This window comes from Nocardioides sp. YIM B13467 (genome assembly GCF_042788075.1).
GTDB lineage: Bacteria > Actinomycetota > Actinomycetes > Propionibacteriales > Nocardioidaceae > Nocardioides.
In genome coordinates this window covers 3,435,493-3,451,429 of record NZ_JBHZPJ010000046.1, presented here as the reverse complement: position 1 = coordinate 3,451,429, position 15,937 = coordinate 3,435,493, and the positions used below count along the sequence as shown (strand labels likewise).

Here is a 15,937-nt window from a genome sequence, read left to right as displayed (position 1 = left end):
TACCGACGTCGGGGCAACGCTCGATCAGACCTCCGCGTGCTCCTGCTGCTCCTCCTCCGGAGCGGTGGAGCGCGCGGAGGCGATCAGGCTGGTGGTGACGGTGACGGCGAGGATGCCGACGATGATCACCAGCGAGAGCCAGGTCGGGACGACGGGGACGCTGTCCCAGTGGCCGTGGGCCCAGTGCAGGCCGAGCTTGACGCCGATGAAGGCGAGGATCGCGGCCAGGCCGTAGGAGAGGTGGACCAGCTTGGACAGGGCGCCCTCGAGCACGAAGTAGAGGGCCCGCAGGCCGAGCAGGGCGAACGCGTTGGTGGCGAAGACGAGGTAGGGGTCGCCGGTGATGCCGTAGACCGCCGGCACCGAGTCGACGGCGAAGACGATGTCGGTGGCGAAGATGGCGAGCACCACGATGGCCATCGGCTTCAGGCCGATCTTGCGGCCGATGCGTACGGCGAGCATCTCCTCGGGGTCGACCTTCTGGTCGTGGCCCTGGAGCGCTTCGGTGAAGATCTTCGCGGCGGTGATCAGCAGGACGGCGCCGAAGATCAGGAAGACGATGTCCCACTGGGATAGCGCCGCGGCGCCCAGCGCGATGAAGATGCCGCGCAGCACGAGCGCCCCGACGATGCCGAAGAGCAGCACCTTCTGCTGCAGGTGCCGTGGCACCGCGAAGGCCGCGAGCAGCAGCATGAACACGAACAGGTTGTCGACGCTGAGCGACTTCTCGACGATGTAGCCGGTGTAGTACTCGAAGCCGGTCTGGCTTCCGTGGGCGTTCCAGACCCAGACGCCGAAGGCGAGCGGAAGCGCGATGTAGAAGGCCGACCAGCCGATGGCCTCCTTCATGGAGACCTCGTGGGGCTTGCGGGTCAGGACGAAGTCGAGGGCGATCAGCACCACGACGGCGGCGATGGTCACGGCCCACAGAGTGGGCGTGGCGATGGTATCGAGCATGCGGGTTCCTCAGGCGTGTCGATGAACGTCTGAGGTCTCCCTCACCCCGGATCGGGGTGTCATTCCGGGACGGTGTCGGCACCGACGTACTGACCGGAATGAGCTTGGTGAGGTACTCCCCTCGAGGTGAAGCGTATCGGTTGGACGGAAGGGGTTTGCAATCGACCTTCTCAAGACACAATGGGAGGATGACGACGGCGGCACAGATCTCCCTGGTCAACGACCTCGCCTCCCAGGTCTCCGAGGTGGTGACCGACGAGCTCTCGCTGCTGGCGGCCTCGACCGACCGGTCCGGATCGGTCGCCGCCGGCCTGCCGCTGGCGGTGGTGAGGGCTCACAGCATCGCGGACGTCCAGGCGGCGATGCGGGTCGCCTCGGCGCACCGGGTGCCGGTGGTCCCGCGCGGTGCGGGCGCCGGCCACCTCGTCGTCGACCTGTCCGCGATGGACCGGATCCTCGAGCTCGACCCGGTCGACGAGATCGCGGTCGTCGAGCCCGGTGTGCTCAACGCGCGCCTGGACGCGGCGGCGGCCGAGGTGGGGCTGCGGTACGCACCCGACCCGGCCTCGGCGGCGATCTGCTCGATCGGTGGCAACGTCGCGACCAACGCCGGCGGGCTGCGGTGCGTGAAGTACGGCGTCACCCGGGAGGCGGTCCTCGGCCTGGACGTCGTCCTCGCCGACGGCACCCTGATCCACACCGGCCGCCGCACCATGAAGGGCGTCGCCGGCCTCGACCTCACCGCGCTCTTCGTCGGCTCCGAGGGCACCCTCGGCATCGTCGTCGGCGCGACCCTGCGGCTCAAGCCACGGCCGGTCTCCACGTTGACGGCATCGGCTGCGTACGCCTCGGTGGCCGCCGCCGCTCGCGCCTGCGCCGAGATCGCCGCCGCCCGGCGGCTGCCCTCCATGCTGGAGTTCATCGACCGGCGCTGTCTCGAGGCGGTCGACCGGTTCGCAGGCACCCGGTATGCCGAACGGGGCGACGCGCTGGTCATCGCCCAGGCCGACGGGCCGGCGGCGGCAACGGAGATCGAGGCCATCGCGGCCATCCTCGGCAAGGAGGCGACCTGGATCGAGCAGGGCGTCGACGAGGAGTCCTCCGACCGGCTGGTCGAGACCCGTCGCCAGGTCCTGCCCGCGATCGAGGCGGAGGGTTCCTGGTTCATCGAGGACATCTGCGTGCCCCGGTCCCGGCTCGCCGAGGCGGTCGACCGGATCTCCGAGATCTCCGATCGGCACGGCGTACGCACCTACACGCTCGCGCACGCCGGCGACGGCAACCTCCACCCGGTCATCGGCTGGGACCCGTCGCCGGACGACGTCCCGGGGGTGATGCCGCCGGCCGAGACCGCCGCAGGCGACGAGATCTTCGCCCTCGCCATCGAGCTCGGTGGCACCACGACCGGCGAGCACGGTGTCGGCCGGCTCAAGCAGAAGTGGCTCGAGCCCGAGATCGGCGCCGACTCCATCGACCTGCAGCATCGGATCAAGGCGGCTCTGGACCCGCTGGGGATTCTCAATCCTGGTGTCGGGTTCTGACCAGTCTCATGACACCCTTGCGTCCGTGCGCGTCGGAATTGCTGCTGTCGTCCTGACCCTCGGCCTCGCGATCACCCTGATCGCCTGCGGCGGTGAACCGGAGGCGGCCGACCCCACCTCGAACGCCGGCGGATCGACCAACGTCGCGACGGTGGTGACCGCCATCAAGGGCGCCGACGGCACCTCCGCGACCGCCGGCGGCTACACGCTCGGCGACGTCAGCCTGCCCACCGAGGCCGGCATCCCGGGGAAGGTGAGCTTCACCATCACCAAGGATGGCGATCCCGTCACCGACTACATCGAGGAGCAGACCAAGGACCTCCACCTCTACGTCGTACGCGACGACCTGGAGGTCTTCCGCCACCTGCACCCGACCCTCGGCGACGGCGGGGAATGGTCCGGCGACCTGACGCTGCCCGCGGGCGGCACCTACCGGGTGGTCGTCGAGTTCGCGGCCCGGACGCCCGACGGCAAGGGGGAGCAGGCGATGCTCGGCACGACGGCGAAGGTCGCGGGGGCATCCGAGGTGGACGTACCCGGCTCCGACGACGGCACCGTGATCGCTGCCCTGGAGGAGACCCCGAAGCCCGGGATCGACCAGGAGATCGGAGTCCTGATCTCCGACCCGGCCGGCAAGCCGGTCAACCTCGGCACCTACCTCGGGGTCTACGCGCACGTGACCGCGTTCAGCCGCGAGACGGGCGAGGTGATCCACCTGCACCCGCTCGGCGGCCCCGAGAACGGCGAGGACGGCACCCGCCTCGGCATCCACGTGAAGCCGCCGAAGGCGGGTGACTACGTCTTCTTCGTGCAGGTGCGTGTCGACGGGATGATCCACACGCTCCGGCTCCCGGTCACTGTCTGACGGTGAACTTCACCAGCCCCAGCGGGCTCTCGAACTCACCCAGACGCAGTCCGACGGTCGCCTCCCAGACGCCGCCCTTGGGCAGTACGACGTCCGCCTCCCAGGTGCCGGCAGCGACCGTCTTCAGGGCCAGACTGCCCAGGTCGACATCGCCGGACCTCAGCTTGGCGGTCGGGACCGCCGCCGCCTCGACGGGCTCACCGGCCGCGTCCTGGATCTGCAGCCGGAGCACGTTCGGACCCGGACCCGCCGGAGTCAGCGTCGCGTAGACCCGGTGGTCGTCGCCCAGCTCCGCGGCCTGGGTGTTGGTCTGTGCGACCGTGGCCGAGCCGGTCCCGGTCGAGCCGGCCCCGGCCTGCGGTGGCTGGTCGACCAGGAAGCCGGTGACGCCGAGGACGACGACGAGCACGCCCGCCTCCATCAGCACCGCCCGGCGCAGCATCGAGCCGGCCTCGACGGTGTCGTCGTGGCCGGCCGCCTGACGGACGCGGGGGAGGACCAGCAGCCGGTTGCCGGCCGCCATCACCGCCACCGCGACCACCAGGGCGATCTTGGTCATCAGCAGAGTGCCGTACGTGCTGTTGAGCAGGTTGTCCCAGGAGCCGAGGATCCGCCAGCCCATCAGCACGCCCGAGACCGCGAGGGCGGCCAGGGACGCGGCGGCGAGGGTGGAGAACCGGGTGACGATCTCGGCCGCGACCGTCCCGCGCCGGGTGATCAGCGGAAGGGTCAGAGCGAGCCCGACGAGGCCGCCGAGCCAGAGCGCGCCGGCGACGAGGTGGATGACGTCGGTGGCGGTGACCAGCCAGGCGGGTACGACCGCGCGGGAGTGGCCGACCAGCGCCGGCGAGCAGATCGCGACCAGCGCTGCGGCCGCGGCCAGCCGGGGCCGTTCGCGCAGCGCGAGCGCGGCCGCGATGCCCACGATCCCCACCAGCGCGCTGAGCCACTCCTTGCCGACCGAGGCCGGCGACCAGGCGTCGAAGGTGAGGATCGCCCCGGGTCCGCTCTCGCTCTGCAGCGCGCCGCTGGCCGGGGCCAGGAGCACCAGTGCGACCACGGCGACCATGCCGGCGAGGACCTCGACACGCTGCACCCGCGCCGTGGCGCGGTCCGGGATGCGGTGCTCACCAACGATCACCGCGCGGAACCAGACCAGGCCCACGACCAGCAGCAGTGCGGCGTACTGGAAGAACTGGAGCGCCCCGTGGATCACCGCCGTCGCCCTGGACGGCTCGGTGGACGGAGGTGGGGCGACGCTGAGGCTCGGGGCGCCGACCGCGAAGGTCAGCGAGCCCGAGATCGGGTGACCGTCGGCCGACACCGCTCGCCAGGCGACGACGTAGGTGCCGTCGCCGAGGCTGCTCGCCTCCGCGAGCGCGACCTGCATCTCGGTGCCGCTCGCGGTCGCCTCGGAGGTGACCTCCTCGCCCTTCGCGTCGTAGACCGTCACGCCCGCCGGTGGCAGCGTCACCGCCTCGTCGAAGGTGAAGGTGATCGTCTCCGGCGCCTGTTCCAGAACCGCCCCCTCCTCGGGGTCGGTGCCGATGAGCGTCGCGTGCGCCTGGGCGNGACGAGCTCGTCGACGACGACCACGCCGAGCATCGGCTGCCGGTCACGCGGCTGGGAGAGGACCGTGGTGGTCCGGGAGAGCGGTTGCGGCATAACCGGAAGTGTAGGACATCGTACGTCGCCGCGACGCTGATCTGATCGTGCGGCGTGGACACAGCGAGGCATCTCACCATCCAGGCGGCTCTTGACACGTCATATGTATGACATCACGCTAGTGGCGTGGCGTATGTCACACGGAGCTCGTCTCGAAGGCCGCACGGCCACCCTCGGGTGGTTCTTCTGCCTCTCGCCGGGCGCTCCGCCCCCCCATAGAGAAGGGAACGGACCATGCAGCAACCAATGACGCGCCGCCTGGGCGCGCTGGCCGCGGCGGCGGTCGTCGCGGTCACCGGTTTCGCGGTCACCACGCAAACCGCCGACGCGGCGGGAGGAAAGTGCAAGGCCCTCTGGGTCTCGCCCGACGGCAGCGACAAGGCCGCCGGGTCGGAGAGTGCGCCGTTCGCGACCCTGGAGCGTGCCCGCGACCAGATCCGCGACAAGAAGCTCAATGCCCAGATGGGTTGCGACGTCACGGTCAACGTCCGGGCCGGTGAGTACCAGGTGGACTCCACGCTCGAGCTCGACGACCGCGACAGCGGCAGCAACGGCCACGACGTGGTCTACCGGTCGGTGGACGGGCCGGGCAAGGCGGTTCTGACCGGCGCGAAGGAGCTGACCGGGTGGGAGCCGTTCCGCGACGGGATCTACAAGACCAAGGTCGAGCCGGGGCAGCGGTTCTACACGCTGTTCGAGGACGGTGCGCGAGCCGAGGTCGCCCGCTATCCCAACCGTGGGTCGGAAGACTCGCACGGGCCGTACCTCTTCTCCAAGCTCGGCGAGCCCGAGAAGGAGGCTGTGCGACAGTGGCTGTACTGGGAGGAAGGTGACTGGGACCCGGCGTGGGACGACACCCCGACCAGCAACCCCTTGGCCAACGCCCAGGTGACCGTGTGGTCCGGTGGCTCGTGGAGCTGGTTCACCGACACCGTGCCGCTCGGTGGGGCCGACTACCGCAAGGGCTTCACCACGCTGAAGTACTGGACCCGCTACGCGCTGGTCAACAGCGGTGGCGGCTCGCGCTACTTCATCCAGAACGCTCTCCCGTTCCTCGACCAGGCGGGTGAGTACTACTTCGACTACGCCAACAACGAGATCTACTACAAGCCGAAGGGCGACATCAGCAAGGTGCGGATCATGGCGCCGACGGTGAAGAAGCTGATCGATGTGAAGGGTGCGACGCCGGAGCGGCGCGCACACGACATCACCTTCGACGGGATCGGGCTGCAGCACAGCGACTTCGTCGACTGGTACCGCGCGGGGTGGATCTCGGCGGGCGACTCGGGCGAGCCCCACAAGTACCCCGAGTACGACCGGCAGATCGAGATGCCACGCAACCGGTTCGGTGCGATCACGCTGGAGAACACCAAGGACATCACGCTGACCAACCTGCATGTCTCCGACACCGGGTTCATGGGTGTCTACGCCCTGTTCGCCAACGAGGGGCTGAAGGTCACCAACAGCTTGTTCGAGAACATCGGCGCGGACGCGATCAAGATCGAGGGTGGCTGGCCTGGCGAGGGCGACCTGAGCCACGGACACACGATCTCCAACGTGTTCATCGACCACATCGGCGAGCTGGTGCCCGGCGACGCTTCCGGGATCGAGCTGATGGACACCGGCAACAACCTGGTCGAGAACGTCTTCGTCAACCACTCCGCGCGGTACGGCATCAGCCTCGAGTCGCGTCCGGAGGTCATCGACGGCGAGCAGTACACCGACAACAACACCTTCCGCTACATCGAGATCCAGAACGCAGGCCTGGACTCGGGTGACATGGGCGCGTTCTACACCTACGGCGTGGCCAACCAGGATCCGCACCCGATCAAGAACAAGGTGGAGCAGATGGTGATCGGTGACGTACTGACCGACCCCGTCGGGGAGATGCCCGACTCCGGCACGCGCGGCATCCACATGGACGCCGGCGGCTGTGGGTTCTCCTTCGCCAACATCGAGGTCGGAGAAACCACCGACCAGTCCTACCAGTCCTACCAGTGCAACGAGGTCACCAACGGCAACTGGAACGACGGGTTCGACGCCTCGAAGATGGAGTACGACAAGATCGGCATCACCTCGGAGTTCCCCTACGACGTGAGCGCCCAGATCGAGGCGGCCCGCTCCTAGGACTCGCTGACCCGGCTTCGTGCCGGGAGCACCACCACTGCAGGCCCGGCGCATCGCGCCGGGCCTGCGGCCGTGCTGGATGACCGGCCGGCCGCCCCAGGGGTCAGGATGATGCCATGAACGTGAACGAACCAGGTGTGGATCTGAGCATCGACGGTGTGGTGGCGACCGTGCTGCTGGACCGTCCCGACGTACGCAATGCCCAGCATCCGGCGATGTGGGCGGCGATCGCCGAGTTCCTCGAGTCGCTTCCGGCTGAGGTGCGGGTCGTGGTGGTGCGCGGGTCGGGCGGCACGTTCTCCGCGGGGCTGGACCTGTCGCTGGTCGACCCGGGGCAGACCGAGGTGGCGGGGAGCCTGGTCGCGACGCTGGCACGGAGCGATGAGGAGGTCATCGACCTGATCGGGGAGTATCAGCGGCCGTTCGCGGCGCTGGCGGACCCGAGGTTCATCTCGATCGCGGTCGTCGAGGGGTACGCGATCGGGGCCGGTTTCCAGATGGCGCTGGCGTGCGACCTGCGGATCATGACCGACGACGCCTGGGTCTGTATGAAGGAGCCTGCGCTGGGGCTGGTTCCTGACCTCGCCGGCACCAAGCCCTTGGTCGAGGCCGTGGGCTATGCGCGAGCGCTCGAGATCTGTGCCACCGCGCGCAGGGTGGGCGCTGCCGAGGCCGAGTTGATCGGGCTCGCGCAGAGCGTCTTGCCGGCCGCTGAGCTGGACTCGGCCCTCGCCGACCTGGTCGGGTCGCTCGTCGCCCACGATGCGACCGCGGTGCGGCGTACGCATGAGCTCTTGGCGGCTGCGTCGAGCCGGAGCCTCGACGAGCAGCGCCTCGCCGAGCGCACCGCCCAGGTGGGCCGGCTCCGCGCCGTGCTCGGGCGCTGATCCCGCTACGACACCGGCTGTCCGTGGTCGACGAAGTCGATACCGAGGGCCAGCTGGCGCAGCCGGGTGCCGAACCAGGCGGCCGCCAGGCAGATGACGAGGTACATCGAGACGGCCTGGGTCGCGTAGTTGGGGTAGTGGAGCACCCAGATCACGTGGTCCTCGGATGAGGCCGGGTCGGCCCAGATGTAGGGCATCATCCAGGCGATGAAGCCGCCGGTCAGCTGGGACGCGACGAAGATCAGCAGAGCCTCGCCGGCGCGACCCCACCACTGGCGAGGCAGCTCGCGACGGAGCGCGGGCCCGACCTTGCGTACGAGCGCCGGCCGCCATCCGGCGCCGGGCGCGACCCGGGCCGAGATTCGCGGCGCTACCGCGATCAGCAGGAACGACAGCACCAGAAACGCGGTGATGCCGAACGAGGTGATCCCCGGAACCAGGGCGACCCGGCTCCGCATGAGCCCAGGGGTCAGCAGCAGCGCTGCGAGCGGAGCACCGACGAGCAGTGTCGCGACGTAGCAGCGGAGCAGCGCACCTGCGAACGTGAGGGAATCAGTAGTCGTCCGGGGTGGCGAGAGCTCGATCTTCATGGCCGGAGACTAGCCTGTTATTTCACTAAGGTGAAACAAATTAGCGAGGACGGGAGGAGGCCGCATGTCCGAGGACGGCGACCGGCTCGGCTCCGAGCTGAGCCTTCGCGTGGTGATGTTCCACGAGGCCATCGCTCGCCGGCTGGGTGTCAGCAACAGCGAGCACAAGATGCTCGATCTCGTGGCCCGCCATCCCGACGGCATCACCCCCGGCGAGCTCTCCGCCGCCACCGGCCTGAGCAACGCGGCCGTCACCAAGATCGTCGACAAGCTGGTCGATGCCGACTACGTACGCCGCGAGCGCAGCTCGCGGGATCGCCGGTCGTTCCGGATCCACACGACGCCTCACTTCCAGCAGACCTCACGCCCGACAGCGGCCGGGCTCGCACGGAGGATCGAGGAGATGAACCAGGGCTTCGACCAGCAGGAGCTGGCCGCCATCGGACGCTGGATCACCGGTGTGATCGAGGCGCTCAAGGTCGAGACCGGGCGCCTGGAGTCCGGGGAGGACTGACGAGCGGCGTCAGTCGGCCTCGAAGACCGGGGTGCCGTCGGTGGGGACGACGATGGCACTGGCGGGGGTCAGGTCGACCCGGTAGGTCTTGCCCGCGCTGACCGTGGCGAGCACGGCCTCGGCCTCGGCACGGCTGCCGAGGCGCTGCGTACGCAGGATCTCGGTGACCTCGGGACGGATGGACTCGACGGGGCCGACGCCGGGGAGGAAGCCGCCGTAGGAGTCGAGGACGTCGAGCTCGAGCTGGACGTACCAGCCGTCGGGGTCGTGCACGAAGCTGTCGATCTTGATGTTGATGCCGTCGGCCAGGAGCGGGATCAGCGGGTTGCGGTTGAGGGCGCGGTCGTAGCCGTGCTGCACCTGGCCGCCGTCGACCAGCCGGACGCGTACGTCCTGGGCGCCGTTCTCGCGGCCGGGCTTGAACGGGCCGTAGGTCTCGATGCTCTGGTAGCCGGGCTGGGTGTCGGCGATGGCGTTGGTGGCGGTGGCGTACCTCTTCTCGAGGTAGTTCACCCACTCGCCGGGGACCATCGCATCGAGCATCGTCAGCTGGCGGTCGCTGTTGGCCGGGTCGTTGTTGTAGGCCTTGAGGGCTTGGTAGATCTCGACGAGCGGGAACTGGTTGGCGTGCTGGCCGGTCACGTAGTCGGGCGCGACCCGCTGCTGGAGCCAGGCGAGGTTGTAGGGGAATCCGAGCCGCTGCCAGCCGTTCGTCGGGGTCACGGTCTTGGAGCTCCAGCCGTAGCCACCCATGTAGCCGAACGTCAGCCGCTTGCCGTCGCGAGGGTTCTCGACCTCGAACACGAACGAGGCCGACCCGGGAGTGTGGCCGGGCGACCACAGCGGCATGAGGCGTACGTTGCCGAAGTCCATCCACTCGTCGTAGACGAGGAAGTCGCTGCGCTCCCGGATCAGGGTCTCGGTCGCGGGCAGCGCCGGCGGGAGATTCCAGGTGTTGCCGACGGCGTCCTGGCCGAGGCCGACGATGTCCTCGCGCGGGGAGTGGAGTCGGACCCTGCCACCGGCGTTCTCGATCATCGTCACCAGCTCGACCGTGGATCCGTAGTGGTCGCCGTGGCCGTGGGCCATGATGATGTCGTCGATGTCGCGCGGGTCGAAGCCCATGGCCTCGATGTTCTTCCAGTACTGGTAGCCGCTGTTGGGCCAGCCGGTGTCGAGCAGGACGAGCCGGTTGTCACGCGCCCTTCGGGTGCCCATGTCGGTGTTGAACAGGTAGCAGGACACCTCGTTGTCGCCGACGAAGTAGAAGGTGTCCGGCACGATCTCGAAGGGCTCGGTGCTGCGGGTGTAGGGCGCCGCGGTGACGCCGGTCGCGACGATGTCGACGTAGCGCTGCCCTGAGACCGGGTCGACGCCCTTGTCCGTGAGCAGGTCGCTCTGCGTGGGTACGTCCCAGACCGGCTTGCCGTCGGAGACGTCCTGCGGCGTGAAGTAGAAGATCTGGCGCACCCGGGCGTCATCGGCGTCACGGAAGTCCCGGTCGAAGACGACGAAAGCGGCCTGGCGCTCGGTCGTGCTGTAGGCGTAGTCCTTCGTCACCGGCACCGCGGCGAACGTCGAGGAGCGTGAGGCGGCCCAGTTGGCCGTGTCTACGCGGTAGACCTCGACATCCGCCGCGACCCGGTAGGTCTCCTCGTAGCGCTTGCTCGGCCGGGGGAGCGGGCGGCCGCCGATGTCCTCGGTGACCTTCCGGCCGTCGCCGATCGTGATCGTCCGGGCGCTCTTGGCGTAGACCCAGCCGGCCGCGACCATCGCGCCCGGCCTGCCGTCGCGAGGAGCCAGTTCCGGACCGTACTTCTGCGTCGCGAAGACCGGCCTCGCCGACTTGGACAGCACGGTGTGGAAGGGCTGGGTCTGGTCGTCGTCGACCACGACCTCGCCCCGCTTGACCACGAAGTCGACGAGCGCTCCCGGCGCGAGGCCGGCCGCGATCTGCTCGGCTGCGCTGGGACGTACGCGCTCGGTCACCGCCATCCGGGGACCGCCCTCGGCCAGCACCGGCACCTCGACGACCGCCTGGGTGCCCTGGTCGACGACCTTCGCCTCGCCGATGACGAATCCGACCGCCACCCCGTTGCGCTCGAGCCGCCGCTCGGGGACCGCGGCGTGCGCCGCCTGCTGGATCCCCGCTCCGCTCGCTGCCAGCGCCCCGCCGCCGGCCACGGTCGCGCCGACCTTGAAGAGTGAACGCCGATCGAACTCCATGCCCATGCGAACCGCCCCTGTCGCCGATGGCTCCCGTGGCCGGGGGCCGCTTGATCTGCAGCCTAGGAAGGGTGTGGAATGCGAGTCCAAGCCCGTTTTGGACTGACGTGATGCCAGCCGGACATGACGACGGTCACACGCATGCTGGAGGCGTTCTAGGACCATCGCGGCCAGTCCTCTGGAGTGTCGACCGATGGCTGATCGACCATCCACTGGCCCCCAACCACTGTCTACGAACAGAAGGTCTCGACCCGCCCGCGGCTCCGACCAGCGAGGGGCGCCACTCGTCAACGAGACAGATGCGCCGAGTCGACGAGCTGGTCAGGCCGTGAAGGGAGTGGTGCCGAAGCGGCCGACGACGATGAAGACGGCCAGGGCGAGGTAGGCCACGTTGACCATCGCCAGTTTGGCCTGGCCGAGGCGGGCGTGGGTGATCATCGCGCCGATCATCAGGGCGATCCAGCAGGCAGCGGTGACGGGCACCATGGCGGGCGCGATGTCGAGCACGGCGGGAAGGACGAGCCCGATCGCGGCCAGGATCTCGAGTACGCCGAGGGTCCGGACGAAGGTCGGGCTGGCGCTGCGGGTCCAGGCAGCGGCGTCGTGCTGGGACAGCTTGTCCAACGGTACGAAGGCCTTGGTGAGGCCGCCCGTCAGGGCGACGAGGGCCAGCAGTCCGGCGGCGATCCAAAGGGCGATGTGCATGTCTCTCTCCTGATGTGTGGGTTCACCCCTGGAGACGAGACGGCTCCCCGTCGTGTGACGTGCGGTCGGTGCTCGGCGGGTAGGGGACCAGCGGCCCGGTGGAGCGGCCGAGCTCGTCGAGCTTCCAGCCCAGGCGTTTGATCTGGCGCAGGATGATCGCGGACTCGACCACCTTGAGAGCGAGATCGCGCTGGAGGTGCTCATGGAGGAGCATCGCGCTCTCGACCGAACGCGCCCAGGTGCTGATCAGCAGGTTCGTCGGCCCGGGCAGGCCGACGACCTGACGTACGCCTGGGGTGGTCCGCAGACGGTTCACGCACTCGGCGACCTCGCCGACCGGCACCTGACACCAGGTCTGCACGACGATGGGCAGAGGCGTCAGGCCCTGGGCGACCTCGCAGCGGAACGTGAGAGCGTCAGAGGCGAGGAGCTGGCCGAGCTGGCGGCGGGACGTCGACAACGGTCGGCCGGTCTGGCGGGCGATGTCGGCCGCGCTGCTGCGGCCGTTCCGGATCAGGGCCTGGGTGAGGCCGGCGTACGGCTCGGCCCAGGGGTTGACCGGGGTGGAAGAGGTGCCTCCGGCGCCACCGTGGGCGGGGATGCGAGCGACGGCCTGGGCGCGCTCGTGGTCGAGCCCGCCGACACGCCAGCTGCTCGCGTCGAGGTGGAGCCGGGCGACGTGGTGGGCGCGTACGCCGAGAACGCCCGGCAGCGCGGACAGGTCGTCGAGAAGCAGCTTGGGCATGTCCCCGGGCCCGAGGCCGACGGCGGTCACGATCAGGCCGTAGTCACGGGCGGCCTCCTCGATGGTGATGATCATCGGCCACCCGGCCAGCTCTTGGGCGAGCGTGCTCGCACGCCCGCTGACGCAGGCGATCTCGGCGATGGCGAGGCTGGTCCCGTAGTGCCCTCGAGCCCGCGGATGGCCTATGACCCAGGCGCTGCCGTCGGCCCGCAGTCTCTCCCAGCGGCGGCTCAAGGTCGTCGGCGAGGTGCCGAGCGCGGCGGCGAGGTCCGTCCAGGATGCGCGCGGCCTGATCTGGAGTGCGTGGATGAGCGAAAAGTCGTCCTCATCCAGTGTCGCCATGGTCACATCCTGTCTGATCACCCCGCCGGGCGAGCGATTCGGTCCAATTCGCCGGCCGCCGAGGTACGCGCCGCGATACTCGTCCCGCCCGTGTGCTCGGCCGGTTCCGAGCCTGCCTCGAGAGGACCTCGAAACATGACCCGCTGGATGAAGCCCCTGCTTCTGGCCGTACTCGCCATTCTCGTCATCGGTGGCGCCGGCTTCTTCGTCTTGGCGCCCGGGATCGTGGAGAACGGCCAGAACAAGATCCGTCCGGCCAGCCTGCCGGAGGTCACGCCCGAGACGCGACGGCTGCATGACTCCCTGCAGGTCATCGACATGCACAGCGACACCCTGATGTGGGACCGCGACGTTCTGGAGCACTCGGACCGGGGTCACATGGACCTGCATCGCATGGAGGACGGCAACGTCGCGCTGCAGGTGTTCTCGTCGGTGTCGAAGTCGCCCAAGGGGCAGAACTACGACAGCAACACCGGTGACAGCGACAACATCACCCTGCTGACCTTCGCCCAGCTCCAGCCTCCCCGCACCTGGGCGTCGCTGCTCGACCGCTCGCTCTTCCATGCCCAGAAGCTCGACAAGGCGGCTGCGGAGTCCGAGGGCAAGCTGCGGCTGATCCGCACCCGTGCTGACCTGGACACCCTCATCGCCGACCGTGAGGCCGGGAAGCAGGTCACCGGTGCACTCTTCTCGGTCGAGGGCCTTCAGAACCTCGAGGGGGACTTCGACAACCTGGACACGCTCTACGACGCCGGCATGCGGATGGCCGGGTTCACCCACTTCTTTGACAACGAGGTGGCGGGTTCCATGCACGGGGTCGAGAAGGGCGGTCTCACCGACCTGGGGCGCCGCGTGTTCGCCGAGATGGAGCGTCGCGGCATCATCGTCGACGTCGCCCACGCCAGCCACACCGCGGTCGCCGAGATGCTCGACATGGCGACCAAGCCGGTGGTGCTCAGCCATGGAGGCGTACAGGCGACCTGCGACGTCAACCGGAACCTGACCGACGAGGAGGTACGCGGGGTCGCCGCGACCGGGGGTGTCGTCGGCGTCGGTTACTGGGACGCCGCGGTGTGCGACCTGACCGTCGAGGCTGTCGTCGACGCCATCGACCACGTCGTCGAGATCGGTGGCATCGAGACCGCGGCCCTCGGCAGCGACTACGACGGCTCCACCACCGTCGGCTGGGACGCCAGCGACCTCGCCGCCATCACGCAAGAGCTCGTTGATCGGGGCTACGACGAGACCGAGGTCGCCGCGATCATGGGAGGCAACACGCTGCGCGTGCTCCGTGCCACCTTGCCCGAGTAGTCCGGTCGGGTTCGTGTGCGCGAGCCGTCAGCGCTGCTCCTGTGAGATGGCGGCCGCCAGGGCCTTCGCCCCGGCAGCGATGTCGTGGCCCAGGCGGATCGCGGGTTCGGGAGCGTGGCTCTGCTGTGCTCCGCCGACGGCCACGACGAGATCGGGGCGGTGGTCGTGCAGGGCGGTGATCACCGCGGCGGTGGCGATGATGTCGGCGGTGGTGGGGATCACGAGCACCGCGGCAGCGAGGGCGGGATCGTCGACGACGCCGAGCCAGTCGTCGATCGGCAGGTCGGCACCCAGGTAGTCGGTGTCCATGCCGTGCCGTCGGGCGGCGACGGCGAAGGCGAAGAGGCCGATCTCGTGGCGGGTGTTGGGTGCCGTCCCGAGGGCGATGCGGGGTCCGTGGCCGTGGGCGGCCGCCGCCTCGTACGCGAGGGCGAGGCGCCGCATCACCGCGTTCGAGGCCAGGTGCTCACCGGCGATGCTGACCCGGCCGTCGGCCCAGGCGTCTCCGAGCTCCTCCAGGGCGGGGAAGACGTGCTCGGTCATCACCGTCTCGAAGCTGCTCATGGCGAACACCTGGTCCAGGGTTGCAGCCAGGGCGGTCGTGTCGAGCGCCGACGCGGCGGTCGTCAGTCGTTCTGCGAGGTCGGGGGAGGGGCTGGCGCCGTTGTCCCGTGCCTCTGTGGCGATCTCGTGAACGGGCTGCGCGCGCTCGAGCCGGATCGCCTCGGTCGCAGCCTGGCCGGCGGGCCACCCCTGGTCCACGAGCTGCTTCATCGAGCGCAGCACGGCGACGTCGTGGTCGCCGTACAGGCGGTAGCCGCTCTCGGACCGGTGGGGAGCGATGACGCCGTATCGGCGCTCCCAGGCACGAAGCGTCGCGGTGGTGATGCCCACCCGCTGTGCCGCGTGCTTGATGGTGTACATCTGCTCGGCTACCGGCCCAGTCGGTCCAGGGTCGCGCGCATCTGCTCGGAGGCGGAGTCGCCCAGGCGGGTGAACGCGGGGGTCAGCAGTGGGGCCACCATCCTGGCCATGCCTTTCAGCTCGAACTCGGCCACGTAACGCACGGATGTGCCGCCCGTGGCTGTCGGGACGAAGGTCATCGTGTCATGGGCCACGACCGTCTTGTTCTCGCCTCGTAGCGCGACGCGCCTCCCGGGCTCGTACACCTCGACCACATAGGTGAGATCGGTGTTGCGACCGAGGAACCGAGAGGTGTTCGCGTACGCCGTCCCGACCCCGCCGTTGCCGGAGATGCGGTCGGTGCGCACGGTGCCCGGATCCCACTCCTCGGTGTTGGTGAAGTCGGCCAGGAAGTCGAACACCTCGGCGGTCGGTGCGGAGGTCTCCACGGTTCGATCGATCCTCATGTCGTGCCCCTTTCAAACCTTTGACATACCTTGTACAAACATTGTACGTTCGATCTTCGAAACTAGCCAGCGGCCATGCCGTTGCCTGACGA

The 15,937-nt window shown here is 69.1% G+C and carries 14 protein-coding genes; 6 read left to right on the top strand and 8 right to left on the bottom strand.

The window, feature by feature from the left end; translation table 11 throughout:
• Positions 1-24 precede the first annotated feature (24 nt).
• Positions 25-957 carry a TerC family protein gene (locus tag ACFX43_RS23705; protein ID WP_378836206.1) on the bottom strand — a complete coding sequence of 311 codons (933 nt, stop codon included), beginning with the start codon at positions 955-957 and terminating at the stop codon, positions 25-27.
• A gap of 188 nt (positions 958-1,145) precedes the next feature.
• Here ACFX43_RS23705 and ACFX43_RS23700 point away from each other — a divergent pair, with 188 nt between their 5' ends.
• Together ACFX43_RS23700 and ACFX43_RS23695 are read left to right on the top strand one after the other, a co-directional pair.
• Positions 1,146-2,498, top strand: coding sequence for an FAD-binding oxidoreductase (locus ACFX43_RS23700; protein ID WP_378836201.1), 1,353 nt, complete (start codon positions 1,146-1,148; stop codon positions 2,496-2,498).
• A gap of 25 nt (positions 2,499-2,523) precedes the next feature.
• Positions 2,524-3,363, top strand: a complete 840-nt coding sequence (locus tag ACFX43_RS23695) for a hypothetical protein (protein WP_378836198.1) — start codon at positions 2,524-2,526, stop codon at positions 3,361-3,363.
• Here ACFX43_RS23695 and ACFX43_RS23690 read toward each other — a convergent pair.
• Entirely contained in the window at positions 3,353-4,912 is a 1,560-nt protein-coding gene (locus ACFX43_RS23690) for a copper resistance protein CopC (protein WP_378841101.1), read from the bottom strand. The two genes, ACFX43_RS23695 and ACFX43_RS23690, sit on opposite strands and share 11 nt — an antisense overlap.
• Before the next feature lie 350 nt (positions 4,913-5,262).
• Here ACFX43_RS23690 and ACFX43_RS23685 point away from each other — a divergent pair, with 350 nt between their 5' ends.
• Together ACFX43_RS23685 and ACFX43_RS23680 are read left to right on the top strand one after the other, a co-directional pair.
• Entirely contained in the window at positions 5,263-7,155 is a 1,893-nt protein-coding gene (locus ACFX43_RS23685) for a right-handed parallel beta-helix repeat-containing protein (protein WP_378836193.1), read from the top strand.
• 116 nt (positions 7,156-7,271) lie between these two features.
• Positions 7,272-8,042, top strand: a complete 771-nt coding sequence (locus ACFX43_RS23680) for an enoyl-CoA hydratase/isomerase family protein (protein WP_378836189.1) — start codon at positions 7,272-7,274, stop codon at positions 8,040-8,042.
• Positions 8,043-8,047: 5 nt separating this feature from the next.
• Here the strand turns inward: ACFX43_RS23680 and ACFX43_RS23675 are convergent, their stop codons facing one another.
• Positions 8,048-8,632 (bottom strand): hypothetical protein, encoded by a 585-nt coding sequence (locus ACFX43_RS23675; protein WP_378836186.1) that lies wholly within the window; start codon positions 8,630-8,632, stop codon positions 8,048-8,050.
• Positions 8,633-8,696: 64 nt separating this feature from the next.
• Here ACFX43_RS23675 and ACFX43_RS23670 point away from each other — a divergent pair, with 64 nt between their 5' ends.
• Entirely contained in the window at positions 8,697-9,146 is a 450-nt protein-coding gene (locus ACFX43_RS23670; protein WP_378836183.1) for a MarR family winged helix-turn-helix transcriptional regulator, read from the top strand.
• 9 nt (positions 9,147-9,155) lie between these two features.
• Here ACFX43_RS23670 and ACFX43_RS23665 read toward each other — a convergent pair whose 3' ends face one another.
• The 3 genes from ACFX43_RS23665 to ACFX43_RS23655 form a co-directional block, all read right to left on the bottom strand.
• On the bottom strand, positions 9,156-11,378 hold the full coding sequence (locus ACFX43_RS23665) for an MBL fold metallo-hydrolase (protein ID WP_378836178.1): 2,223 nt from the start codon (positions 11,376-11,378) through the stop codon (positions 9,156-9,158).
• A 315-nt stretch (positions 11,379-11,693) separates the two neighbouring features.
• Positions 11,694-12,077, bottom strand: a complete 384-nt coding sequence (locus tag ACFX43_RS23660) for a DoxX family protein (RefSeq protein WP_378836171.1) — start codon at positions 12,075-12,077, stop codon at positions 11,694-11,696.
• Between the two features lie 22 nt (positions 12,078-12,099).
• Positions 12,100-13,164, bottom strand: coding sequence for an Lrp/AsnC family transcriptional regulator (locus ACFX43_RS23655; protein ID WP_378836165.1), 1,065 nt, complete (start codon positions 13,162-13,164; stop codon positions 12,100-12,102).
• A 135-nt stretch (positions 13,165-13,299) separates the two neighbouring features.
• Here ACFX43_RS23655 and ACFX43_RS23650 point away from each other — a divergent pair, with 135 nt between their 5' ends.
• On the top strand, positions 13,300-14,475 hold the full coding sequence (locus ACFX43_RS23650; protein ID WP_378836160.1) for a dipeptidase: 1,176 nt from the start codon (positions 13,300-13,302) through the stop codon (positions 14,473-14,475).
• 27 nt (positions 14,476-14,502) lie between these two features.
• Here the strand turns inward: ACFX43_RS23650 and ACFX43_RS23645 are convergent, their stop codons facing one another.
• Together ACFX43_RS23645 and ACFX43_RS23640 are read right to left on the bottom strand one after the other, a co-directional pair.
• Positions 14,503-15,399: a MerR family transcriptional regulator gene (locus ACFX43_RS23645; protein WP_378836157.1), complete on the bottom strand. Its 897-nt coding sequence runs from the start codon at positions 15,397-15,399 to the stop codon at positions 14,503-14,505.
• 8 nt (positions 15,400-15,407) lie between these two features.
• Complete coding sequence (locus ACFX43_RS23640) at positions 15,408-15,845, bottom strand: SRPBCC family protein (protein WP_378836153.1); 438 nt, start codon at positions 15,843-15,845, stop codon at positions 15,408-15,410.
• Positions 15,846-15,937 lie beyond the last annotated feature (92 nt).

Bases quoted from the DNA above. Each gene is read 5' to 3' on its own strand.
- ACFX43_RS23705 (WP_378836206.1), bottom strand. From the start codon at position 957: ATGCTCGATACCATCGCCACGCCCACTCTGTGGGCCGTGACCATCGCC.
- ACFX43_RS23700 (WP_378836201.1), top strand. From the start codon at position 1,146: ATGACGACGGCGGCACAGATCTCCCTGGTCAACGACCTCGCCTCCCAG.
- ACFX43_RS23685 (WP_378836193.1), top strand. From the start codon at position 5,263: ATGCAGCAACCAATGACGCGCCGCCTGGGCGCGCTGGCCGCGGCGGCG.
- ACFX43_RS23680 (WP_378836189.1), top strand. From the start codon at position 7,272: ATGAACGTGAACGAACCAGGTGTGGATCTGAGCATCGACGGTGTGGTG.
- ACFX43_RS23675 (WP_378836186.1), bottom strand. From the start codon at position 8,632: ATGAAGATCGAGCTCTCGCCACCCCGGACGACTACTGATTCCCTCACG.
- ACFX43_RS23670 (WP_378836183.1), top strand. From the start codon at position 8,697: ATGTCCGAGGACGGCGACCGGCTCGGCTCCGAGCTGAGCCTTCGCGTG.
- ACFX43_RS23665 (WP_378836178.1), bottom strand. From the start codon at position 11,378: ATGGGCATGGAGTTCGATCGGCGTTCACTCTTCAAGGTCGGCGCGACC.
- ACFX43_RS23660 (WP_378836171.1), bottom strand. From the start codon at position 12,077: ATGCACATCGCCCTTTGGATCGCCGCCGGACTGCTGGCCCTCGTCGCC.
- ACFX43_RS23655 (WP_378836165.1), bottom strand. From the start codon at position 13,164: ATGGCGACACTGGATGAGGACGACTTTTCGCTCATCCACGCACTCCAG.
- ACFX43_RS23650 (WP_378836160.1), top strand. From the start codon at position 13,300: ATGACCCGCTGGATGAAGCCCCTGCTTCTGGCCGTACTCGCCATTCTC.
- ACFX43_RS23645 (WP_378836157.1), bottom strand. From the start codon at position 15,399: ATGTACACCATCAAGCACGCGGCACAGCGGGTGGGCATCACCACCGCG.
- ACFX43_RS23640 (WP_378836153.1), bottom strand. From the start codon at position 15,845: ATGAGGATCGATCGAACCGTGGAGACCTCCGCACCGACCGCCGAGGTG.